Annotated in this window: 21 protein-coding genes and 1 pseudogene; 9 read left to right on the forward strand and 13 right to left on the reverse strand. The window is 72.2% G+C overall.

Features of this window, described 5'->3' with window-relative positions; translation table 11 throughout:
• Nucleotides 1-23: 23 nt before the first annotated feature.
• Both C3486_RS21945 and pyk read left to right on the forward strand, forming a co-directional pair.
• On the forward strand, nucleotides 24-1,235 hold the full coding sequence (locus C3486_RS21945; RefSeq protein ID WP_103834462.1) for an acetate kinase: 1,212 nt from the start codon (nucleotides 24-26) through the stop codon (nucleotides 1,233-1,235).
• Nucleotides 1,236-1,296: 61 nt separating this feature from the next.
• Entirely contained in the window at nucleotides 1,297-2,724 is a 1,428-nt protein-coding gene (pyk, locus tag C3486_RS21950) for a pyruvate kinase (RefSeq protein ID WP_103834463.1), read from the forward strand.
• A gap of 94 nt (nucleotides 2,725-2,818) precedes the next feature.
• On the opposite strand, the gene C3486_RS21955 is transcribed toward pyk, so the two are convergent.
• From C3486_RS21955 to C3486_RS21975, 4 genes are all read right to left on the reverse strand, one after another.
• A complete protein-coding gene (locus C3486_RS21955; RefSeq protein ID WP_103834464.1) occupies nucleotides 2,819-4,165 on the reverse strand; it encodes a hypothetical protein in 1,347 nt (448 codons plus the stop codon).
• Complete coding sequence (locus C3486_RS21960; protein ID WP_103834465.1) at nucleotides 4,155-4,748, reverse strand: DUF6114 domain-containing protein; 594 nt, start codon at nucleotides 4,746-4,748, stop codon at nucleotides 4,155-4,157. The genes C3486_RS21955 and C3486_RS21960 overlap by 11 nt, the downstream gene beginning before the upstream one ends.
• 140 nt (nucleotides 4,749-4,888) lie before the next feature.
• The gene (locus C3486_RS21965; RefSeq protein ID WP_103834466.1) at nucleotides 4,889-5,506 is read right to left on the reverse strand and encodes a DUF6230 family protein; all 618 of its coding nucleotides are present in this window, start codon (nucleotides 5,504-5,506) and stop codon (nucleotides 4,889-4,891) included.
• A 576-nt stretch (nucleotides 5,507-6,082) separates the two neighbouring features.
• The gene (locus C3486_RS21975; RefSeq protein WP_103834467.1) at nucleotides 6,083-7,048 is read right to left on the reverse strand and encodes a tetratricopeptide repeat protein; all 966 of its coding nucleotides are present in this window, start codon (nucleotides 7,046-7,048) and stop codon (nucleotides 6,083-6,085) included.
• A 395-nt stretch (nucleotides 7,049-7,443) separates the two neighbouring features.
• On the opposite strand from C3486_RS21975, the gene C3486_RS21980 reads away from it, so the two are divergent.
• A complete protein-coding gene (locus C3486_RS21980) occupies nucleotides 7,444-8,109 on the forward strand; it encodes a TetR/AcrR family transcriptional regulator (protein ID WP_258052926.1) in 666 nt (221 codons plus the stop codon).
• 91 nt (nucleotides 8,110-8,200) lie between these two features.
• Here the strand turns inward: C3486_RS21980 and C3486_RS21985 are convergent, their stop codons facing one another.
• Both C3486_RS21985 and C3486_RS21990 read right to left on the reverse strand, forming a co-directional pair.
• Nucleotides 8,201-9,205, reverse strand: a complete 1,005-nt coding sequence (locus tag C3486_RS21985) for a GDP-mannose 4,6-dehydratase (RefSeq protein ID WP_103834469.1) — start codon at nucleotides 9,203-9,205, stop codon at nucleotides 8,201-8,203.
• On the reverse strand, nucleotides 9,202-10,365 hold the full coding sequence (locus C3486_RS21990; protein ID WP_103834470.1) for a glycosyltransferase: 1,164 nt from the start codon (nucleotides 10,363-10,365) through the stop codon (nucleotides 9,202-9,204). Before C3486_RS21990 ends, C3486_RS21985 begins: the two co-directional genes overlap by 4 nt.
• A gap of 63 nt (nucleotides 10,366-10,428) precedes the next feature.
• Between C3486_RS21990 and C3486_RS21995 the strand changes: the two genes are divergently transcribed.
• Both C3486_RS21995 and C3486_RS22000 read left to right on the forward strand, forming a co-directional pair.
• Nucleotides 10,429-11,157 carry a response regulator transcription factor gene (locus C3486_RS21995; RefSeq protein WP_103834471.1) on the forward strand — a complete coding sequence of 243 codons (729 nt, stop codon included), beginning with the start codon at nucleotides 10,429-10,431 and terminating at the stop codon, nucleotides 11,155-11,157.
• Nucleotides 11,154-12,560, forward strand: a complete 1,407-nt coding sequence (locus tag C3486_RS22000) for a cell wall metabolism sensor histidine kinase WalK (protein WP_103834472.1) — start codon at nucleotides 11,154-11,156, stop codon at nucleotides 12,558-12,560. Before C3486_RS21995 ends, C3486_RS22000 begins: the two co-directional genes overlap by 4 nt.
• A 7-nt stretch (nucleotides 12,561-12,567) precedes the next feature.
• On the opposite strand, the gene C3486_RS22005 is transcribed toward C3486_RS22000, so the two are convergent.
• The 7 genes and pseudogenes from C3486_RS22005 to C3486_RS22035 form a co-directional block, all read right to left on the reverse strand.
• Nucleotides 12,568-13,674, reverse strand: a complete 1,107-nt coding sequence (locus tag C3486_RS22005) for an alpha/beta fold hydrolase (RefSeq protein ID WP_258052927.1) — start codon at nucleotides 13,672-13,674, stop codon at nucleotides 12,568-12,570.
• Nucleotides 13,675-13,768: 94 nt separating this feature from the next.
• Entirely contained in the window at nucleotides 13,769-15,469 is a 1,701-nt protein-coding gene (locus C3486_RS22010; RefSeq protein ID WP_103834474.1) for a methylmalonyl-CoA mutase, read from the reverse strand.
• A 73-nt stretch (nucleotides 15,470-15,542) separates the two neighbouring features.
• Nucleotides 15,543-16,606 (reverse strand): annotated as a pseudogene (locus C3486_RS22015) (acyl-CoA dehydrogenase family protein).
• An 11-nt stretch (nucleotides 16,607-16,617) separates the two neighbouring features.
• Complete coding sequence (locus C3486_RS22020) at nucleotides 16,618-16,959, reverse strand: DUF3817 domain-containing protein (protein ID WP_103834475.1); 342 nt, start codon at nucleotides 16,957-16,959, stop codon at nucleotides 16,618-16,620.
• Nucleotides 16,960-17,060: 101 nt separating this feature from the next.
• Nucleotides 17,061-17,570, reverse strand: coding sequence for a MarR family winged helix-turn-helix transcriptional regulator (locus C3486_RS22025; RefSeq protein WP_052865096.1), 510 nt, complete (start codon nucleotides 17,568-17,570; stop codon nucleotides 17,061-17,063).
• A gap of 87 nt (nucleotides 17,571-17,657) precedes the next feature.
• Nucleotides 17,658-17,960, reverse strand: a complete 303-nt coding sequence (locus tag C3486_RS22030) for an MTH1187 family thiamine-binding protein (RefSeq protein ID WP_103834476.1) — start codon at nucleotides 17,958-17,960, stop codon at nucleotides 17,658-17,660.
• Nucleotides 17,957-18,307 carry a DUF3817 domain-containing protein gene (locus C3486_RS22035; RefSeq protein ID WP_103834477.1) on the reverse strand — a complete coding sequence of 117 codons (351 nt, stop codon included), beginning with the start codon at nucleotides 18,305-18,307 and terminating at the stop codon, nucleotides 17,957-17,959. The genes C3486_RS22030 and C3486_RS22035 overlap by 4 nt, the downstream gene beginning before the upstream one ends.
• 169 nt (nucleotides 18,308-18,476) lie before the next feature.
• On the opposite strand from C3486_RS22035, the gene C3486_RS22040 reads away from it, so the two are divergent.
• From C3486_RS22040 to C3486_RS22055, 4 genes are all read left to right on the forward strand, one after another.
• Nucleotides 18,477-19,115 (forward strand): AIM24 family protein, encoded by a 639-nt coding sequence (locus C3486_RS22040; protein WP_103834478.1) that lies wholly within the window; start codon nucleotides 18,477-18,479, stop codon nucleotides 19,113-19,115.
• On the forward strand, nucleotides 19,115-19,765 hold the full coding sequence (locus tag C3486_RS22045) for an AIM24 family protein (protein ID WP_103834479.1): 651 nt from the start codon (nucleotides 19,115-19,117) through the stop codon (nucleotides 19,763-19,765). The genes C3486_RS22040 and C3486_RS22045 overlap by 1 nt, the downstream gene beginning before the upstream one ends.
• Nucleotides 19,762-20,532 (forward strand): AIM24 family protein, encoded by a 771-nt coding sequence (locus C3486_RS22050; RefSeq protein ID WP_103834480.1) that lies wholly within the window; start codon nucleotides 19,762-19,764, stop codon nucleotides 20,530-20,532. The genes C3486_RS22045 and C3486_RS22050 overlap by 4 nt, the downstream gene beginning before the upstream one ends.
• A 136-nt stretch (nucleotides 20,533-20,668) precedes the next feature.
• On the forward strand, nucleotides 20,669-21,145 hold the full coding sequence (locus C3486_RS22055) for a MarR family winged helix-turn-helix transcriptional regulator (protein WP_103834481.1): 477 nt from the start codon (nucleotides 20,669-20,671) through the stop codon (nucleotides 21,143-21,145).
• Nucleotides 21,146-21,181: the final 36 nt, after the last annotated feature.

Consider the following 21,181-nt stretch of genomic DNA (forward strand, 5'->3'; position numbering starts at 1 on the left):
TCTCCCGAACCGAAAGCCTCTCCATGACTGCCGACGCCACCCGAGTCCTCGTCCTGAACTCCGGATCCTCCTCGCTCAAGTACCAGCTGCTGGACATGAACGGGGGCACCCGGCTGGCGGTGGGGCTGGCCGAGCGGATCGGCGAGCGGACCTCGCGGCTGGTGCACACCCCGCTGGCCACCGGCGGGAAGGAGCGCGAGCGCACGGAGCGGCTGGCCGACCACGACGCGGCGCTGAAGGCGGTCGCGGACGAGCTGGCGGCCGACGGGCTGGGCCTGGACTCCCCCGAGCTGGCCGCGATCGGCCACCGGGTGGTGCACGGCGGGCTGAAGCTCACCGAGCCGACCGTCGTCGACGACGCGGTGCTCAAGGAGATCGAGCGGCTGATACCGGTGGCGCCGCTGCACAACCCCGCCAACCTCACCGGGATCAGGACGGCCCAGCGGCTCCGCCCCGACCTGCCGCAGGTCGCGGTCTTCGACACCGCCTTCCACTCGACGATGCCGGAGTACGCGGCCCGGTACGCGATCGACGTGGAGACGGCCGACGCGCACCGCGTGCGCCGGTACGGCTTCCACGGCACCTCGCACGCGTACGTCTCGCGCGAGACCGCCAAGCTGCTGGGCAAGGACCCGTCCGAGGTCAATGTCATCGTGCTGCACCTGGGCAACGGCGCCTCGGCTTCGGCGGTGGCCGGCGGCCGCTGCGTCGACACCTCGATGGGGCTGACCCCGCTGGAGGGCCTGGTCATGGGCACCCGCTCGGGTGACATCGACCCGGCGGTCATCTTCCACCTGGAGCGCAACGCCGGGATGTCCAGCGCCGAGATCGACGACCTGCTGAACAAGAAGAGCGGGCTCGTCGGGATCTGCGGCGACAACGACATGCGGGAGATCCGGCGCCGGATCGACGAGGGGGACCGGCGGGCGGCCCTCGCCTTCGACATCTACATCCACCGGCTGCGCAAGTACATCGGCGCCTACAGCGCCGTGCTGGGCCGGGTCGACGCGGTGGCCTTCACCGCGGGCGTCGGCGAGAACGCGGCGCCGGTGCGCGAGGCCGCGGTGCGGGGCCTGGAGGAGATGGGGCTCGCGGTGGACGCGCGGCTGAACGCCGAGCGGTCCGGCGAGGCACGCATCATCTCCCCGGAGTACTCCCGGGTCGCGGTGGCAGTGGTGCCGACCGACGAGGAGCTGGAGATCGCCAACCAGACATACGCACTGGTCAGCGCCTAAGTTTCGGCGCTTCCGCCAGGTGGAATATTCCGCTCTGAAACAAACCGATAGGATTCAGCCCATGCGCCGTTCGAAAATCGTCTGCACCCTGGGCCCCGCCGTTGACTCCTTCGACCAGCTGAAGACGCTGATCGAGGCCGGCATGAACGTGGCCCGTTTCAACATGAGCCATGGCACCCACGCGGAGCACGAGGAGCGGTATCACCGCCTCCGCAAGGCCGCCGAGGAGACCGGCCGCGCCATCGGTGTCCTCGCCGACCTCCAGGGCCCGAAGATCCGCCTGGAGACCTTCGCCGACGGTCCGGTGGAGCTGGTGCGCGGTGACGAGTTCGTCATCACCACCGAGGACGTCCCCGGTGACAAGACCATCTGCGGCACCACCTACAAGGGCCTGCCCGGCGACGTCTCCAAGGGCGACCCGGTCCTGATCAACGACGGCAACGTCGCCCTCCAGGTGGTCGAGGTCGACGGCCCGCGCGTGCGCTGCATCGTCATCGAGGGCGGCGTCATCTCCGACCACAAGGGCATCAACCTGCCCGGCGCGGCGGTCAACGTCCCGGCGCTGTCCGAGAAGGACATCGAGGACCTGAAGTTCGCGCTGAACATGGGCTGCGACCTGGTCGCGCTCTCCTTCGTGCGGGACGCCAAGGACGTCCAGGACGTGCACCGCGTCATGGACGAGGTCGGCCGCCGGGTGCCGGTGATCGCCAAGGTGGAGAAGCCGCAGGCGGTCGCCAACATGGAAGAGGTCGTCGCGGCCTTCGACGGCGTGATGGTGGCCCGCGGTGACCTGGCGGTGGAGTACCCGCTGGAGAAGGTCCCGATGGTGCAGAAGCGCCTGGTGGAGATGTGCCGGCGGAACGCCAAGCCGGTGATCGTGGCGACCCAGATGATGGAGTCGATGATCACCAACTCCCGGCCGACCCGCGCCGAGGCGTCCGACGTCGCCAACGCGATCCTGGACGGCGCCGACGCGGTCATGCTCTCCGCCGAGTCCTCGGTCGGCCAGTACCCCATCCAGACCGTCAAGACGATGTCGAAGATCGTCGAGGCGGCCGAGGAGGAGCTGCTGTCCAAGGGCCTGCAGCCGCTGGTGCCGGGCAAGAAGCCGCGTACGCAGGGCGGTTCGGTGGCCCGTGCGGCGGCCGAGATGGCCGACTTCCTGGACGGCAAGGCGCTGGTGGCCTTCACCAAGTCCGGTGACACCGCGCGCCGGCTGTCCCGCTACCGCGCGGTGCAGCCGATCCTGGCCTTCACCACCGACGAGTCCACCCGCAACCAGCTGTCGCTGAGCTGGGGCGTGGAGACCTTCGTCGTGGAGCACGTGAACACCACCGACGCCATGGTCGACCTGGTCGACTCCGAGCTGCTGAAGCTCAAGCGGTACAACGCCGGTGACACCATGATCATCACGGCCGGTTCGCCCCCCGGCGTCCCCGGCACCACCAACATGGTCCGGGTGCACCACCTGGGCGGCGAGCGCGCCTGACGCGCCCGTACGTACGCGAAGGCCCCGCTCCTCGGAGGAGGAGCGGGGCCTTCGCTGTGCGGCTCCCGGAGTGGTATCGGCCGGTGCTGCTGCGTCAGTCGGTGATGAACTGGTGCAGGCCCGGGACGTGCAGGTTGCCGCCGAACTGGCCCGCCTGGTCGATCTTCACCTTGGTGAAGTAGGCGAACGGGGTGTTGAGCGGCGGCGGGTGCTCCGGGTCGAACGTCACGGGGATGAGCCCGAAGAGGTTGCCCTGCAGCTTCTCGGTGTACATGGTCACCTTGCCGCCGCGGATCGTGGACGTGGAACCCTTGGCCGCCTGGACGTGGTACTTCTTGCCGGACGTCGGGTCGTCCACGATCTGGTGCAGGTCGCCGATGTCCACGCTGTCGGCGGTGAACTTCAGGGCCTGCTTGGTGTGGCCGTTCTGGGTGGTGACGTTGACGACGCCCGCGTAGTCCAGGCCGCGCAGGGTGAGCGCGGAGGACTCCAGGTGCCAGGGGTCGTCGGGCAGGGTGACGGGGGTCTGCTCGTCCTTGCCCTTCTGCTTGTTCTCCACGACGCAGGGGTAACCCTGCTTGCCGTTGGCGTCCTTGCCGTCCAGACCGCCGCCGGGCAGGGCGTTGTCCGCCATGCCCACGGCGCCGTGGACGGTGTCGCCGACGGTCTTCGAGCCGCCCTTGAGCGAGTCGCCGGCCTTGCCGAGGCCGTCGGTGACGCCCTTGACGGTGTCCTCGACGGGCTTGGTGGCCTTCCCGGCGGACGCGTCGGAGTCCTTGGTGTCCTCGGTGTCCTTGGTGTCCTCGGTGTCCTTGGTGTCCTCGGTGTCCTCGGCAGCGGACTCCGAGGCCGACGGGGTCGGGCTCGGCGAGTCGGTGGACTCCTCGCCGGACTTCCCGCCGCCCAGCAGACCGCCGAGCGCGTCACCGACGCCGCCCAGCAGGCCGCCGTCCTTCTTCTCCTCCTCGGGGGAGGCGGACGGCGAGGGCGTCGCGGAGTCCGACGACTCGTCGCTCTTCTCGCTCTTGGGCGTGGCGGACGGCTCGGACGTCTTGTCCTCGTCCGTGCCGGAGGGCGAGGCGGAGGGCTTCGCGGACGGCTCGGTGGTGTCCTTGCCGTCCTTGGCGCCGTCCTTGGCGTCCTTGTCCTTCGCCTCGGTGCCGTCCTCGTCCTTGGACTTGGCGTCCTTGTCGTCCACCTTGTCCGGGGCGGTCACGCACGGACCGCCGCGGAAGGGGCTCTCCGGGGGCTTGGGCTTGGCCATGGCCAGCTGGGGCGTGAGCCCCATGCCCATGAGCACGGCGGAGGGCATGGCGGCGATGGCGATCGCCTTGCCGGCGGGCACGTGCAGCCGCGTCAGCAGCGGCTTCCTCGGCGCCGCGTGCCGCCCGGATCTCGCCCCGGCGGCTGCGCCCTCGTCGTGCAGCTCGTCACCCGGCACGGTGCCTCCCGTTCGTCCCGTTGGTCGGGCTCTTGCCTGACAGGTCGTCCAGTACGCCCCGCGAACCGCCCGCTCCGGCCGCCGCGGGCCGGCCGCCGCCGAACGCGTCGAACGCGTCATCCGCGCCGTCGTCCGTACGCCCGGAGGGCCCGTCGGCTTCCCCGTCCCCGGCCTCGGCCGGGACCGGCTTGCCGGGCGCCCAGGAGACCGCCAGCGCACCACCGATCAGCCCCAGCAGGAAGCCGATCAGGAAGGCACCGAAGTTGGAGACGACCAGGGACACCAGCGAGAGCAGGATCGCCGCGACACCGGCGAACACGCGCGAAGCGGGCTGGAACCACATGGTCAGGCCGAGCACGACCAGCAGCACGCCGATGATCAGCGAGCCCGCGCCCGCCGTCGTCGCCATGCGGACGGTCAGGGAACCGATCGTGAGGTTCGCGTAAGGGATGTACATGATCGGGATGCCGGCCAGCAGGGTCAGCAGCCCGCCCCAGTACGGGCGTTGTCCACGCCAAACCCGGAACGAACGGCGCTGCCGGCCGATTGTCTCGCTCAGCCGTGGTCGCGTGTCGGCGCTCATCTCGTACAGCTCCTCGGGACTGGCAATTCGGTGGTACGTGAGCTGGTGGTGCTCGGTGCTGTCGACGGCCGGCGCACGGGCACAGGGACGGCCCGGGGGCCTGCCGCGGTCGGCGGCCCCGTGCCCGCACGCTCAGTGCGTCAGTAGCACTCGTTCTTGCCCGCGGAGACCTTCATCTTCAGGCCGCTGAGCTTGAACGTGCCGGCGGTGGTCGCCCACGCCGTCTGCTTGACGCCGGTCAGGGTGGCCGTGTCGGCCTCCTGGGCGAACGAACCGGGGTCCGCCTTGTCGCCCTTCTTGATGCCGGGGCCCTTGGACGTCGAACCCGCAGCAACACCGATGTTGATGTTGTTGAAGGTCGCGTCCGCCTGCAGCTGGTCCAGGTCGATGTAGAGGTTCTTCGCCTCGACCGGCGTGTCACCGCCACCCGCCTGCAGCTTCATCGACACGTCACCGAAGACCGGGACGGGCACGACGACGGACTGGCACAGGTTCTTGATCTTGGCGTTGGAGAACGCCGAGACCGCGACCGGGATCTGCTTGCCGCCCTTCTGGGCGTCAACAGCGCCGTACTGGACGAACCCGGTGCCGTCCAGGCGGTCGGTAGCCACCTTGAACTGCTGGCCGGACACGCTGAACGACGCCGCCAGCGCGCCCTGCGAGAGGGCCACGCCGATCGCGGCCGTCGCAGCGACGCTCGGCACCATGACGACGGCGAACCGCTTCCATCTGGTCCCGCCACGAGCCAGGGACTCCATGACTTTCCTCCTTCTCGGACGTACATCTCCGGCGCCGGCCGCTCGGTCATGGATGCGGCCGCACCTGGGATGGGAGAAGTGCTACGTCCTCGGGAAGGAGAGCGCCGCTTCGGAGGACTTGCGTTTCCGAACCACCGGCGATCACCCCCGAGCGACAACCACTGGCCACGCTCTCGCGCAACCTCTCTGGACAGGCTCCGCCGGGACGGCGAAGACCCCCCTGTCCTCGGCCGGCGACTGCGCCGGCCACCCGGTGGGGACCCATCTCCCGCGGCTCCCGGCCGGCTGCCGGGCTGCGGGGGTGATGGACCGAGCTTGGCTGATCGTGGTCCATTCGGAGCCGCCGCACAAGGGGCTCGTTACCTACGAGTAACAGAAGAATGACGAGGCGCGTACCGAGCGAGATCACCCGGGTACACAGGGTCGCCTTTAACGCGGAAGAAACATCCATAAATTCCGGTCAAAACGCCTCAAGGCAGCCCAGCGGGCTTACTCCAAGTAACAGCGGCCACGATTACCAAGTTTTGGTAAAACGTGGCCGCCGTTCCGTTTGAGGAGGAAGGACTTGGCGAGGCGTCAGAACAGGACGCGGGCCAGCGCGGTGCGCGCGCTCACCACGCGCGGATCGTCGGTGCCGATGACCTCGAAGAGCTCCAGCAGCCGCACGCGCGCGGCCTCCCGGTCGTCACCCGCGGTGCGCTTCACGACGTCGACCAGCCGCCCGAAGGCGTCCTCCACGTGCCCGCCGACCAGGTCGAGATCGGCGGCGCGGATCTGGGCCTGCACGTCACCCGGGCTGTCGGCCGCCTCCTTGCGCACGGCCTGCGGGTCGAGGTCCTGCACCCGGTGCAGCAGCTCGGCCTGCGCGAGCCCCAGCTTGGCCTCGGCGTTGGCCGGGTCGTCGGAGAGCACGTTCTTGTACGCCTGGATCGCGCCACCGAGGTCGCCGGAGTCCAGCGCCTGGGTCGCCGCCTCCAGCAGCGCGTCGTACGGGCCGGCCGGCGCGGGCGCCTCGGCCTCGGCCGCGCCCTGCTCCGCCGGGTCGACGGGCGCGCCGACGATGCCGAACTGCTGCTCGGCGGCCTGGATCAGCTGGTCCAGCACCTGCCGGATCTGCGCCTCCGGGGCCGCGCCCTGGAACAGCGGGATCGGCTGGCCGGCGACGACGGCGAACACCGCGGGGATGCCCTGCACGCCGAACTGCTGGAAGAGGGCCTGGTTCTGGTCTACGTCGATCTTGGCGAGCACGAACTTGCCGGCGTACTCCCCGGCCAGGCGCTCCAGCAGCGGCCCCAGCTGCTTGCACGGCTCGCACCACTCGGCCCAGAAGTCGATGACGACCGGGACCTCGGTGGAGCGCTGCAGGATCTCCTGCTGGAAACCCGCCTCGTCGACATTGATCACGAGCCGGCCGGCCGCCGGAGCCCGGCCGGTGCGCGCGGCCTCGGCGCGCGCCTGTTCCGCCTTCTGCTTCGCTTCCCCGGCCGCCTTCACCGCGGCGAGGTCGACCACTCCACTCATGGACATATTGCGTGGCTGCATGGTCCCATCCTCCCCCCTGAGCGGGCCGTTCCGGAAAGCGGTGCGGAAAATCCAGGGCCCCCATGGCCCTGGACCCCGCGGGGTGAGCTCCGCACCCGGCCGCGCATCCCGCCGGATTGCCTGAGGCGGGCCGGAAACAGAGCTCTGTGGTGGTCCCGAGGAGGACCGGTTCGTGGGCACGGCCCCGAGGAGGGCCGGCATGTGCGGCCCCCGAGGGAGGACCGCGCTGCGGCCAAGGGTCCCCACCCTCGGCCAGTGTGGCGTCGCTCTTTCGCTACGAGTCGTAGCGTAACTCTCCGGTCCCCCGGCGCCGCAAGCGCGCGGGCCCGCCGCGCCCGTGATCTGCCTCACCCGCCGCATGGGCCCCGCGCCTACCGGCCGGTATGGTCGGCCGCATGCAGTGCTCTCCCACCGGCCCCCGCGAGGGGCGCGCCCGCCCCACCGGCCGCACGGGACGCCCGCGCAGCGCCGAGGCCGACGCCGCGATCCTGGACGCCACCCGCGCCGCGCTCGTCGAGCTGGGCTGGGGGAAGCTGACGATGAGCGACGTGGCGGCGCGCGCCAAGGTCGCCAAGACGACGCTGTACCGCCGCTGGGCCGGCAAGAACGAACTGGTCCTGGACGCCGTCGCGGTCCTCTTCGACGAGCTCGAACTGCCCGACCGGGGCTGTCTGAAGGACGACATCGAGGGCGTGGTCCTCCAGTTCGCCGCGCTGCTGGCCCGCCCGGAGACCAAGACGGCACTGATGGCGGTGGTCGCCGAGTCCACCACGGACGAGGCGCTGCGCGGCCGCATCCGCTCCGCCGTCGTGGAGCGCCAGAAGCGGCTGGTGGTGGAGGGCCGGGAGCGGGCCCAGCGGCGCGGCGAACTGCCGCCGGACGCCGACGGCCCGGAGGGTGCCGCGGCGGCCGCGCGCGCCGTCGACCTGATCTTCGACGTGATCGCGGGTGCGGTGGTGCACCGCGCCCTGGTCAGCGGCGAGCCGGTGGACGCGGCCTGGGCGGCCCGCTTCACCAGCCTGCTGCTCGCCGGGCTGGGCGGGGTCGAGAACCGGGCCTGAGCGCGGCGCCCCGCACCGGCGGCACCGCCGCCCCGTCCCGGTCCCGGCCGGAGCGGCCCACCGCCCGGCCCCGGCCGGAGCGGCCCGCCGCTCAGACCTGGTAGCGGTCGGCCGCGAAGAGGTGCAGATGCCCGCCGACCCAGTCCGAGGTGCGCCGCAGCCCCACCGCCAGCGGCACCCGCGGCTCCCAGCCGGACAGCTCACGGGCGCGCGCGTTGTCCGACAGCAGCCGCTCCACCTCGCTGCCGGCGGGCCGCAGCCGCGCCCGGTCCACGACCACCTCGGCGCGCCGCCCCGAGGCCGCCATCAGCTCCTCCGCGAGCCGCCCGATCGAGATCTCCCGGCCCGTACCGAGGTTGACCACCTCCCCCACGGCCCCGTCGCACTCGGCGAGCGCGAGGAACCCCTCGGCGGTGTCGGTGACGTAGGTGAAGTCGCGGGTGGGCGTGAGCGAGCCGAGCCGGATCTCGCGGGCGCCGGAGTGCAGCTGGGCGAGGATCGTGGGGATCACGGCCCGTGCCGACTGCCGGGGCCCGTAGGTGTTGAACGGGCGGACCACCGTGACCGGCAGCTCGAAGGCGTGCCAGTGGGAGAGCGCCGTCATGTCCGCGCCGATCTTCGAGGCGGAGTACGGGGACTGCGGCTGGAGCGGGTGGTCCTCGCCGATGGGCACGGTGCGCGCGGTGCCGTACACCTCGCTGGTGGAGGTGTGCACCAGCCGCCGCACGCCGTGCAGCCGGGCGGCCTCGCACACGTTCTCCGTGCCGACCACGTTGGTCTGCACGTAGGCGCCGGGCGAGTCGTAGCTGTACGGGATGCCGATGAGCGCGGCGAGGTGGAAGACCGTGTCGCAGCCGGCCACCGCGTCCCGCACCCGGCCGGGGTCCCGCACGTCACCGGCCAGCATCTCCACGGGACCGTCCGCGCGGAGGTAGCGGGCCAGATGCCCCTTCTCCGCGTACGGCTTGTAGTGCACCAGGGCACGGACCCGGGCGCCGCGCGCGACGAGCAGGTCGACGAGCGTGGACCCGATGAACCCCTCGGCGCCGGTGACGAGGACCCGGCGGCCCTCCCAGAAGCTGTGCTGCGTGGTCATGCGTACTCCTTCGGAGAGGTGGCGGTGGTGGCGGGGGCCCGGCCGGCCAGCCGGAGGACCTTGGCCGCGAGCAGGTCGGCGGCGCGCGCGTGGCTGCCGGGGTCGGCCGCCGCGCCCATCGCCGCCAGCCGCGCCGGGTCGTCCAGCAGCGGGCCGGTGACGGCGTCGAGCCGCTCGGCGGTGGTCTCCGCGTCCGGCAGCAGCACCGCGGCCCCGGCGTCGGAGAGCACCCGTGCGTTGTGCGTCTGGTGGTCGCCGGGCGCGTGCGGATAGGGGACGAGGACGGCGGGCATGCCGATCGCGGCCAGCTCGGCGACGGTCGCCGAACCGGCCCGGCACACCACCAGGTCGGCGGCGGCGTACGCGAGGTCCATCCGGTCCAGGTACGGGACCGCCTCGGCGACCGCCGCGCCGCCCTCGGCGGCCAGCCGCTCCCGCGCCGCGTCCAGCGCCGCCGGGCCGGTCTTGACCAGCAGCCGCAGGTCCGTGCGGTGCCGGTGCCGCGCTGCCAGCCCGAGGGCGGCCTCGGTGAGCCGGGCCGCCCCCAGGCTGCCGCCGTTGACCAGCAGCAGCCGGGCGCCGTCCGGGATGCCCAGCGCGCGGCGGGCCGGGCCGCGCAGCGCCGCCCGGTCCAGCCCCGCCAGCGGCCCGGACAGCGGCATCCCGACCGTCTCGGCCCGCTCGCCGCCCGGCAGGTGCGCGCGGCTGCGGTCGAAGGCGAGGGCGATGTGCGGGGTGAGCCGGGCCGCGAACCTGTTGGCCCGGCCCGGTACCGCGTTGGACTCGTGGATCAGGCTCGGCAGCCCGGCCAGCCGGGCGCCGACGATCACCGGCGCGCTGGGGTAGCCGCCCATGCCGACCGCGACCTGCGCGCCCTGCGCCCGCAGGATCGCCCGGCACTGGGCGCCGGACCTCAGCAGGTCGGCGGGGAGCAGGAAGCGCCGGGCGCCCAGCGCCGGGTCGAAGGGGATCATGTCGACGGTGTGCAGGCGGTGGCCGGCCCGCGGGATCAGCCGCGTCTCCAGCCCGCGCTCGGTGCCGACGAAGGAGATCACCGCGTCGGGCTCGGCGCGGCGCAGCGCGTCGGCGAGCGCCAGCCCCGGATAGATGTGGCCGCCGGTGCCCCCGGCACCGATGACGACGGAGAGTGGTGTGCGCATGGCCGCCACGCTCGCCGCGCGCCCTAAGAACGTTCTAAGAGCACCCTTTGGCAGCCTTGGATCATGCCGCCGACCGCATCGCCCCCGCCGCTCCCGGACGCCGCCCCGGCCGCGCCCCGCATCCTCGTCGTCGACGACGACGCCGAAGTGCGCGCCGCGGTCGAGGACGGCCTGACCGTGGAGGGCTACCGGGTGCGCGGCGCGGCCGACGGCCTGGCGGCCCTGAGCGCGGTCGCCGCCTGGCAGCCGGACGCCATCGTGCTGGACGTGATGATGCCCGTCCTGGACGGGCTCGCCGTCTGCCGGCGGCTGCGCGCGCTGGAGGACCGTACGCCCATCCTCGTGCTGACCGCGCTGGACTCGGTGAGCGAGCGGGTGGACGGGCTGGACGCGGGCGCCGACGACTACCTCGTGAAGCCCTTCGCGCTGGACGAACTGACCGCCCGGGTGCGGGCCCTGCTCCGCCGCGTCACCCCGCCGGAGGCCGACGGCGCGGTCCTGGCCGTCGCCGGCCTGGTGCTCGACCCGGCCACCCGGAGCGGGCACCGGGCCGGCCGGCGGCTGGAGTTCAGCCGTACCGAGTGGGCGCTGCTGGAGCTGCTCGCGCGCAACCCCGGCCAGGTCGTGCCGCGCGAGGTGATCCAGGAGCGGGTCTGGGGCCGCGACTTCGGCCCGGACTCCAACTCCCTCGCGGTCTACGTCGGCTATCTGCGCCGCAAGCTGGAGGCGGGCGGCGAACCCCGGCTGCTGCACACCGTGCACGGCATCGGCTACCGGCTGGGCGAGGCATGAGCGGGCGGCGCGGGGCCGGGGCACCGTGGCGGCGCCGGCGGCCGCTGCGCACCCGGCTGGCGCTGGCCGCCTCGGCGGCCGTCGCCCTGGTCGCGGTCGGCGTGTGCACCGCCGCCTTCGTCATCATCCGGTACGCCATGGGCCACCAGCTGGAGCTGAACCTCACCCAGTCGGCGACCCTGGTCATGCAGCAGCACCGGGACGAGCCGCCCGGCGTCCTCGCCGCCGAGTGCCGCTTCCTGTCGGCCCCGGCCTGCTCCCAGATCGTCCCCACCGACCCCGCCGACGATCCGGACCGGCCGTACGCGCTGCCGGTCACCGACGCCACCCGTGAGGCAGCGGCCGGCCGGCGCGCCCCCTACTACAGCGCGCTCACCCTGCACGGCCGCCCGGCCCGGATGCTGACCCAGCACTTCAAGGACGGCACGGCGGTGCAGGTGGCGCTGCGTGCGGACACCGTGGAGAAGGGCGTGCGGCAGGCCGCCGGGATGCTGGCGGCGGTGGGCGGCGCGGGCGTGCTGCTGGCCGCCGCGCTCGGCTACTGGGTCTCCCGTACGGGGCTGGCGCCCGTGGCCCGGCTGACCGCGGCGGCGGAACGGATCGCGGCCACCCGCGACGCGGGGCACCGGATCGAGCTGCCCGCCGGGCCGCCCGGCCGCGAGGACGAACTCACCCGGCTGGCCGCCAGCTTCAACACCATGCTCGGCGAGCTGGAGCAGTCGGTCACCGCTCAGCGCCGGCTGGTCGCGGACGCCTCGCACGAGCTGCGCACCCCGCTGACGGCGCTGCGCACCAACGCCGAGCTGCTGGCCCGCGCCGACCGGCTGACCGAGGCCCAGCGCGACCGCGCCTCGGCGGCCCTGGGCCGCCAGCTGCGCGAGGTGACCACCCTGGTCAACGACCTGATCGAGCTGGCACGCGACGAGGAGCCGCGCCCGCTGGTCGAGCAGGTGCGCCCCGCCGCGCTCCTGGAGCACGCGGTGGGCGCGGCCCGCGGCCACTGGCCCGGCGTCGGCTTCACCGTACGGACCGACGAGGCCGCGGCGCCGGTGACCGTGCCCGGCGTACCGGCCCGGCTCACCCGGCTGCTCTCCAACCTGCTGGACAACGCGGCCAAGTTCTCCCCGCCCGGCGGCCCCGTCGAGGCGGAGCTGACCGCCCCGCCGGGCGGCCTGGAGATCACCGTCCGGGACCACGGGCCCGGCATCGCCGACGAGGACCTGCCGCACGTCTTCGACCGCTTCTACCGCGCACAGGCCGCGCGAGCGCTGCCCGGCTCCGGGCTGGGCCTGGCGATGGCCCGGCAGATCGCCCGCGCGCACCGCGCCCGGCTCACCGCTGAGCGGGCGCCGGGCGGCGGGGCGCTGTTCCGGCTGCGCTTCCCGCTGGACGGGGCGGAGTGACGGGTGGTCAGTCCGTCTTCTGCCAGGCGCAGCTGCCCAGCGTGGCGCGCCCCGCGGCCACCAGCTTCTCCGCCGCCGCGGCCTTCGCCATGCCGCTGTGGCCGCCGGCGCAGATCACCGTGCGGTCCGGGTGTCCGGCCAGGTCGACCAGGATCTGGTCCCAGTGCCGGTACTGCACGTCGTGCCCGGAGTCGGCGTACGAGCGCACCACCGGCTTGCCCGGCAGGTGCCGCCGCCAGGTGTCGACCGTGCTCGGCGGCACGGTGGTGTCCTTCTTGCCGCTGTAGAGGAAGACCGGCGCGGTGAGCTTGGACAGATCGGGGCCCGGCCGCTGGCAGTACAGCTTCTGCTCGTGCACCTGCGGCGCCGGGTCGGCCTTCTGGCCGCGCTGGTTGTAGGTGCGGGCGCCCTCCTCGTACGCGGTGTCGGCGAAGCCCGGGATCTGCTTCGTCGGGCTGTCGTCGGGGAACGCCCACCACTTGCGGGGGTCGGCGATCGTCGGCGCCAGCTGCTCGCCCAGCTCCGCGTCGGACAGGCCGCAGTAGTCGGGCCGCTTGCCGTACGGGGGCAGGGCGGCGGCCAGGTGCAGCGCCTGGATGCGCTGCGGCGCGCGGCTCGCCAGCTCCGCCGCGTACGGCCCGCCGCCGGAGATCGCGGCGACGCTGACCTTCCGCACGCCGATCCGGTCCAGTACCTCCAGCGCGTCCTTCGCGAAGTCGGCCTTGCCGAGGGACTCGTCGTACGCGGTGTCGCCGAAACCGTTGCGCTCCACCGATATCAGCCGCAGGTGCAGCGACTCACGGGTGGAGCGGAAGAAGTCGGTCATGTGCGCGGCCCGCGCGCTGGTGCCCGTGCCGCCGATGAACAGCACGGGCTTGCCGTCCCGCGGCCCCTCGTCGATGTAGTGCGCGGTGCGGCCCGAGGACAGCTTCGTGGCCCGGACCTCGGGGCCGAGGGAGTCGAAGTCGTCCTGGATACGGGCCTGGTGGAGGCCGGCCGCGTGCGGCCCGGGCGCGGGCTCCGCCGTGGCGGACGTGCCGAGCACGACGGAACCGGTGAGCAGGGCGGTGGCCAGCGCGGTCGCGCCGCAGGCGGCGAGCACGGATCTCTTCACGTACGTCTCCCGGAGGGGTAGGTGCATGCAGACTGCACCCACCTACCCAGCGCCTCCGGAAGAACGCCGCGGATTCCGTTGCGTACGCGCGTGCTCAGAACCCCGCCGGCTCCGTGTACACGCCCCACTCGTCCCGCAGCGCGCCGCAGATCTCGCCCAGCGTCGCCTCGGCGCGCACGGCGTCCAGCATCGGCTCGATCATGTTGCCGCCGCCGCGGGCCGCGGCCAGCATGGCGTCCAGCGCGCCGCGCACCGCCGCGTCGTCACGCGCCGCCTTGCGGTCGGCGAGTACCCGCACCTGCTCGCGCTCCACCTCGTGGCTGACCCGCAGGATCTCCAGGTCGCCGGTGACCGAGCCCTCGTGGCAGTTGACGCCGACGACCTTCTTGTCGCCCTTCTCCAGCGCCTGCTGGTACTGGAAGGCCGACTCGGCGATCTCGCCGGTGAACCAGCCGTCCTCGATGCCGCGCAGGATGCCGGAGGTCATCGGGCCGATCGGGTGCTGCCCGTCGGGCACGGCGCGGGCGCCGCGCTCCTTGATCCGGTCGAAGATCTTCTCGGCGTCCGCCTCGATCCGGTCGGTGAGCTGCTCGACGTACCACGAACCGCCCAGCGGGTCGGCGACGTTGGCGACGCCGGTCTCCTCCATCAGCACCTGCTGCGTGCGCAGCGCGATCTCGGCCGCCTGCTCGCTGGGCAGCGCCAGGGTCTCGTCCAGGGCGTTGGTGTGCAGCGAGTTGGTGCCGCCGAGCACGGCGGCGAGGGCCTCGACCGCGGTCCGCACGACGTTGTTGTACGGCTGCTGCGCGGTCAGCGAGACACCCGCGGTCTGCGTGTGGAACCGCAGCCACTGCGCCTTCTCGCTGGTGGCGCCGTACACGTCGCGCATCCAGCGGGCCCAGATGCGGCGCGCGGCGCGGAACTTGGCGATCTCCTCGAAGAAGTCGACGTGCGCGTCGAAGAAGAAGGACAGGCCGGGCGCGAACGTGTTGACGTCCAGGCCGCGGGAGAGCCCCAGCTCGACGTAGCCGAAGCCGTCGGCGAGGGTGTACGCCAGCTCCTGCGCGGCCGTCGCGCCCGCCTCGCGGATGTGGTAGCCGGAGACCGAGAGCGGCTTGTACGCGGGGATGTCGCGCGCGCAGTGCTCCATCAGGTCGCCGATCAGCCGCAGGTGCGGCTCCGGCTCGAACAGCCACTCCTTCTGGGCGATGTACTCCTTGAAGATGTCGGTCTGCAGCGTGCCGTTCAGGACGCCGGGGTCGACGCCCTGGCGCTCGGCGGCGACCAGGTACATGCAGAAGACCGGGACGGCCGGTCCGGAGATCGTCATCGAGGTCGTGACGTCGCCGAGTGGGATGTCCTTGAAGAGGACCTCCATGTCGGCGGCCGAGTCGATGGCGACGCCGCAGTGGCCGACCTCGCCGAGCGAGCGCGGGTCGTCGGAGTCGCGGCCCATCAGGGTCGGCATGTCGAAGGCGACGGACAGGCCGCCGCCGCCCGCCTTGAGGATCATCTTGTACCGCTCGTTCGTCTGCTCGGCGTTGCCGAAGCCCGCGAACTGGCGGATGGTCCACGTCCGGCCGCGGTAGCCGGTCGGGTACAGGCCGCGCGTGAAGGGGTATTCGCCGGGCCAGCCGATCCGCTCGAAGCCTTCGTAGGCGTCGCCGGGGCGGGGACCGTAGACCGGGTCGACGGGGTCGCCCGAGAGCGTGCTGAAGTCCGCGTCGCGCTTGCGTGCGGAGTCGTACCGGGCCTGCCAGCGGCGGCGGCCCTCTTCGATCGCGTCAGCGTCCATGCCTCAAATTTACTTGGACGTCCTACTAATTGTCGATGGCAGTCCGCCGCGAAACGCCCCGGAGGGCCCGCGATCAGCCCCGCAGGGCCGCCAGATGCGCGTCCCTGACGTCCGCCGTCTGGCCCTGGACCAGCAGGAACATGCCCTCACGGGCCAGCCGCTGAGCCGGCCGGTCCAGACCCACGGCCCGGCCGCCGCCCGCCACGACAGCGGCCGTCGTCGCCGCCCGCAGCACGTCGTACGCCCGCATCTTCGCGGCCAGCCGGTCGGCGATCCGCTCCCCCGCCGGCACCTCGTCCAGCAGCGCGTACGCCTCCTTGCGCACCGCCGCCAGCCGCTCGCGCAGCACCCCGGCGGTCTGCGCGGCGGCCTCGTCGCCCGAGGCATCCAGCAGGTCCAGCGCGGCCCGCGTCACGCCCAGCACCGCCGGGTTCACGTTGGTGTTCTTCGGCCGGTCGGCCGCGGCCCACGCCGCGTACGGCTGCCGCAGCGCCACCGCGCCGTCCGGCAGCACCAGCCCGTCCAGCTCCAGGCCGACCGTGCGGGTACCGGAGAGCGCGGCCAGCTCCAGCGGCTCCGTGGCCCGCAGCCCGGGCTGCTCACGGGCCTCCACGACGCCGAAGACGACCTCGCCGCCCTCCGTCGCGCCGCCGAGCATCAGGACGTCGTTCAGGCCCCAGCCGGTGTACCACGGCACCCGGCCGTCGAAGCGCCAGCCGGAGTGCTCGCGAGTGACCCGCACCGGCAGCCCGGGGAAGGCACGCAGATGGGAGAAGGCGATGCCGGACAGCAGGGTGCCGTCGCACAGCGGGCGCAGCAGCTGCTCACGGACGGGCGTGCCCTCGGGCGCCGCCGCGAGGGTGGCGACGGGCGTGTGGTGCTGCGCCTGGACGAAGAAGGTGGCGCAGCAGGCCCCGGCCAGGGTCTCGGCGATCTCCCGGACACGGGGGCCGGCGCCGCGGCCCCGCCGTACGCGGCCGGGCCGGTGGCCCCGAGCACGCCCGACGCCTTGACCGCGGCGATCGCGGCCGGGTCCACGCCCTCGCGGTCGGCGCGCTCGGCGGCCGGCGCGAGGGTGTCACGGGCGAGCCGCCGGGCGGCGGTGACGAGCGGGTGGTCGTCGTACGGCGTGCTCACGGGTGCCGGGCTCAGACCTTGGCGGTCTGCGGCGCGGCGGTGCCGGAGACCAGCGGCTCCAGCTCGCGGGAGACCTTGCGCTCGACGAAGAAGGCGGCGGTGGGGATCGTGCCGGCGATCAGCACCCACAGCAGCTTGCCGAACGGCATCTTGGCCTTGGAGCCCATGTCGAAGGCGAAGACCAGGTAGATCACGTACAGCCAGCCGTGGGCGATGCCGACGACGCTGGTGAAGCCGGCCGCACCGTCGATGTGCAGCAGGTACTTGGCGATCACGCCGAGGGTCAGGAGGACCAGCAGCACGCCCGTCACGTACGCCATCGTCCGGTAGCGGGTCAGCACGCTCTTCTTCATGCATCGAGCGTAACCGCACCGACGGGGGCGATCTTCGCCGCCCCCACGCATGGCGAAGGGCTTGATCGGCCCTTATTCACGGGGGTCTTATGCGGCCGTGCTCATTCGTCCTTGAAATCCGCCGCCGCCACCCGCAGCGGGCGCAGCAGGGCGAAGATTTCCTGGCATTCCTCGGCGTCGTACGCGCCGAGCCCGAAGTCCATCGCCATCAGGTCGCGGGTGGCCGCGTCGCAGACCTCGCGCCCCTTGTCGGTGATGGACGCGAGCGTGCCGCGCCCGTCGTTGGGGTTCGGGCGCTTGGCGACCAGGCCGGACTTCACCAGCCGGTCGACGGTGTTGGTGACCGAGGTGGGGTGCACCATCAGACGTTCGCCGATCTTGGACATCGGCAGCTCGCCGGCCTGCGAGAAGGTCAGCAGCACCAGGGCTTCGTAGCGCGCGAAGGTGAGGCCGTACGGCTTGACCACGGCATCCACCTCGCCGAGCAGGATCTGCTGGGCCCGCATGATCGAGGTGATCGCCGCCATCGACGGGACGGCCCCCCACCGGCGCTGCCACAGCTCGTCGGCGCGGGCGATGGGATCGAAGGGGAGACTGAGCGGCTTCGGCACGTATCCGACCCTACCGGTCGCCCATATCGTGGTCAGCCCTGTCTCAGGGAACGGGCGCGGGCGGGGCGCCGGCCCCGCCCGATCCGGTCAGTCCCGGCCCTCCGCCAGGTACCGCTCGACCGTGTCCACCTTCGAGGTGAGGCCGTCGGTGACGCCGGGCCTGATGTCGGCCTTCAGGACCAGGGAGACGCGGCCGGCGCGCTCCTCGACCGCGGCGACGGCGCGCTTGACGACGTCCATGACCTCGTCCCACTCGCCCTCGATGGAGGTGAACATGGCGTCCGTGCGGTTGGGCAGCCCGGACTCGCGGACCACCCGTACCGCGTCGGCCACGTACTCCCCGACGTCCTCGCCGACGCCGAGCGGGCTCACCGAGAATGCGACGATCATGCGTTGACCACGCCTTCCATCTCCTTGCGGGCGCGTGCGGCGATCACCGAGGCCTCGGCCTCGCGCTTGAGCTTCCGCTCGGCGAAGAAGCCGCCGGTGGGCAGCACGGAGAGGACGAAGTAGAGGGCGGCGGTGCCCAGCGACCACTTGGTGCGGTTCCAGGCGTCCAGCCAGAAGATCACGTACAGGATGAACAGCACACCGTGGACGGCACCCATCACCGGCACCGCGTTGAAGTCCGTGGTCCGCTTCAGGACCGAGCAGATCAGCAGCAGGATGAAGGAGACGGCCTCGGGCGCGGAGACCAGGCGGAGCCGGCGCAGGGCGGATGCGGTCTTGATGTCCACGGGAACCTCGTTCGGGTGGGTCGGTGCAGCCTTTAGCTTGTGCTTACATTCACAAGCACCGTTCCATTGTGACAGCCACGCGGCCGCCCCCGGTCGCCGGGCCCGCCCCCGGCCGGTCCCCGCCGGGCCCTCTGCCCGCGGACGCCGCGGCGGACTACGGTCTGGTCCCGTGGCTCAGTTTCGGCTCCAGGGGAGCAAAGTGCTCGCCGTCGACATGACCGGCGACGCCGTGAAGGCGAAGAACGGCGCCATGGTCGCCTACGACGGCCGGATGGCGTTCAAGAAGATGAGCGGCGGGGGCGAGGGCCTGCGCGGCATGGTGACCCGGCGGCTGACCGGGGAGCAGATGGAAGTCATGGAGGTGAAGGGCGAGGGCACCTGCTATTTCGCGGACCGCGCGAGCGAGATCAACCTGGTGAGCCTGCACGGCGAGAAGCTGTACGTGGAGGCCAGCAACCTGCTGTGCACGGACGCCGCGCTGCGCACCGGGACCACCTTCACGGGGCTGCGCGGTGCCTCCCAGGGCAACGGCCTGTTCACCACGACGGTGGAGGGGACCGGGCAGGCCGCGATCACCTCCGACGGGCCCGCGGTGGTGCTGCGGGTGACGCGGGACGCTCCGCTCCAGGTCGACCCGGGCGCGTACGTCGCGCACACCGGCGACCTGCGGCAGCACTTCCAGTCCGGTGTGAACTTCCGCACGTTCATGGGCGAGGGCTCGGGCGAGTCCTTCCAGATCCGCTTCGAGGGCGAGGGCCTGGTGTACGTACAGCCCAGCGAGCGCAACACGATCGGGGGCGAGGTCTGATGCCGTTCACGGTCCTCAACTCGCGCATGGTCCGGGCGCAGGTCGCGCCGGGGCAGCGGCTGTTCAGCCAGCGCGGCGCGATGCTGGCGTACCAGGGCGAGGTCAGCTTCACCCCGAACATCCAGGGCGGCCAGGGCGGGCTGGGGTCGATGATCGGCCGCCGGATCGCGAACGAGGCCACCCCGCTGATGACGGTGGAGGGCAACGGCTCGGTGATGTTCGGGCACGGCGGCCACCACGTGCACGTCGTCGACCTGACCGGCGACACCCTGTACGTGGAGGCCGACCGGCTGCTGGCGTTCGACGGGACGCTGCGCCAGGGCACGATGTTCATGGGCTCCCAGGGCGGCGTGATGGGCATGGTGCGCGGCCAGGTGACCGGCCAGGGCCTGTTCACCACCACGCTCGAGGGGCACGGCTCGGTGGCGGTCATGGCGCACGGCGGCGTGATCGAACTGCCGATCCGCCCGGACCGGCCGGTGCACGTGGACCCGCAGGCGTACGTGGCGCACCGCGGGAACGTGCGCAACAAGCTCTCGACGGCGATCGGCTGGCGGGAGATGGTCGGCCGCGGCTCGGGCGAGGCGTTCCAGCTGGAGCTGTCGGGCCAGGGCACCGTCTACGTACAGGCTTCGGAGGAAAAGCTGTGACCGGTCCCGTCATTCACGATGTGCATTCGCTGCCGGCGGACGACAACGTCAATCCGTACGCGTTCTGCGTGGACCTGAACGGGCAGTGGTTCCTGCAGAAGGGGAAGATGGTCGCCTACTTCGGGCAGATCGATTTCCAGGGAATCGGGCACGGCGCGCTGGACCGGCTGGTCGCGAGCGCTTTCCATTCGCCGTTGCACGCGGCGGACTGGGTGGTCGCGCAGGGCCGCGGGAAAATGGTGCTGGCGGACCGCGCTTTCGATGTGAATTCCTATGACCTGGAGGACGGCAATCTCACGATCCGGTCCGGGAATCTGCTCGCTTTCCAGCCGTCCCTGTCGTTGAAGCAGTCGATCGTGCCGGGTTTTTCGACGCTCATCGGCACGGGGAAGTTCGTCGCCGCTTCGAACGGTCCGGTGGTCTTCGCGGAGCCGCCGATCCGGGTCGATCCGCAGGCGCTGGTGGGCTGGGCGGACTGCCCCTCGCCCTGCCACCACTACGATCACCAGTATCTGCGCGGCTTCCTCGGGGGCCTGCGGGCGCACACCGGGATCGGCGGGGTGTCCGGCGAGGAGCACCAGTTCGAGTTCGTCGGGGCCGGGACCGTGCTGCTGCAGTCGACCGAGCAGCTGATGCCGGAGCTGCCGACGGGCGCGGTGCCGGCGGAACCCGGCGTACCGGGCGGCTCCGCTGGTCACGACGGTGGCTCACAAATGCCTCAGCTGCCGGGATCCCTCGGGGGGCTCCAGCGCCGCTTCGGGCTGTGAGCGGTAGTCTGCGGAGGGTGACCTCGAACGTCTGAGCCCTCCCGGCGGACTGACCACCGGCGGGCGGGCCCGGGTGAGGGCACGATCACGGGGCATGACTAATTCACTATTCAACTTTCACGGGTAGAATTCATTCATGACGACCGACAGCGACACTCCCTGGCTGACCGACCAGGAGCAGCGTGCCTGGCGCACCCACCTCGACGTCAGCAGGCTGCTGACGCACCAGCTCGAACGGGACCTCCAGCCGTTCGGGCTGACCTACAACGACTACGAGATCCTGGTGAACCTCTCCGAGGCGGAGGACCGCCGGATGCGGATGAGTGACCTCGCCGCCTCCACCCTGCAGTCCAAGAGCCGGCTCTCGCACCAGATCACCCGGATGGAGAACGCCGGGCTGGTGCGCCGCGAGAGCTGCGAGTCCGACCGGCGCGGGCTGTACGCGGTGCTCACCGACGAGGGCTGGGAGACCATGCGGCGGGTGGCGCCGCACCATGTGGCCTCCGTGCGCAAGCACTTCATCGACCTCTTCTCGGCGGACGACCTGGCCGCGCTGCGCGCCTCGCTGACGCCGGTGGCCGACCACCTCCGGGGGCACCGCGGCAAGTACTGACCGGCCCGGCGCCGCACGGGAGGCGGGCGGGGGAAC

This window comes from Streptomyces sp. Ru73 (assembly GCF_002920575.1).
Taxonomy (GTDB): Bacteria; Actinomycetota; Actinomycetes; order Streptomycetales; family Streptomycetaceae; genus Streptomyces.

What these genes read in the sequence shown, in the direction of transcription:
- C3486_RS21965 (WP_103834466.1), bottom strand. Translation starts at nt 5,506, where the DNA reads ATGGAGTCCCTGGCTCGTGGCGGGACCAGATGGAAGCGGTTCGCCGTC.
- pyk (WP_103834463.1), top strand. Translation starts at nt 1,297, where the DNA reads ATGCGCCGTTCGAAAATCGTCTGCACCCTGGGCCCCGCCGTTGACTCC.
- C3486_RS22020 (WP_103834475.1), bottom strand. Translation starts at nt 16,959, where the DNA reads ATGAAGAAGAGCGTGCTGACCCGCTACCGGACGATGGCGTACGTGACG.
- C3486_RS22030 (WP_103834476.1), bottom strand. Translation starts at nt 17,960, where the DNA reads ATGATCGTCGCATTCTCGGTGAGCCCGCTCGGCGTCGGCGAGGACGTC.
- C3486_RS21985 (WP_103834469.1), bottom strand. Translation starts at nt 9,205, where the DNA reads ATGACCACGCAGCACAGCTTCTGGGAGGGCCGCCGGGTCCTCGTCACC.
- C3486_RS21980 (WP_258052926.1), top strand. Translation starts at nt 7,444, where the DNA reads ATGCAGTGCTCTCCCACCGGCCCCCGCGAGGGGCGCGCCCGCCCCACC.
- C3486_RS21960 (WP_103834465.1), bottom strand. Translation starts at nt 4,748, where the DNA reads ATGAGCGCCGACACGCGACCACGGCTGAGCGAGACAATCGGCCGGCAG.
- C3486_RS21995 (WP_103834471.1), top strand. Translation starts at nt 10,429, where the DNA reads ATGCCGCCGACCGCATCGCCCCCGCCGCTCCCGGACGCCGCCCCGGCC.
- C3486_RS22000 (WP_103834472.1), top strand. Translation starts at nt 11,154, where the DNA reads ATGAGCGGGCGGCGCGGGGCCGGGGCACCGTGGCGGCGCCGGCGGCCG.
- C3486_RS22045 (WP_103834479.1), top strand. Translation starts at nt 19,115, where the DNA reads ATGCCGTTCACGGTCCTCAACTCGCGCATGGTCCGGGCGCAGGTCGCG.
- C3486_RS21990 (WP_103834470.1), bottom strand. Translation starts at nt 10,365, where the DNA reads ATGCGCACACCACTCTCCGTCGTCATCGGTGCCGGGGGCACCGGCGGC.
- C3486_RS22055 (WP_103834481.1), top strand. Translation starts at nt 20,669, where the DNA reads ATGACGACCGACAGCGACACTCCCTGGCTGACCGACCAGGAGCAGCGT.
- C3486_RS22010 (WP_103834474.1), bottom strand. Translation starts at nt 15,469, where the DNA reads ATGGACGCTGACGCGATCGAAGAGGGCCGCCGCCGCTGGCAGGCCCGG.
- C3486_RS21945 (WP_103834462.1), top strand. Translation starts at nt 24, where the DNA reads ATGACTGCCGACGCCACCCGAGTCCTCGTCCTGAACTCCGGATCCTCC.
- C3486_RS21975 (WP_103834467.1), bottom strand. Translation starts at nt 7,048, where the DNA reads ATGCAGCCACGCAATATGTCCATGAGTGGAGTGGTCGACCTCGCCGCG.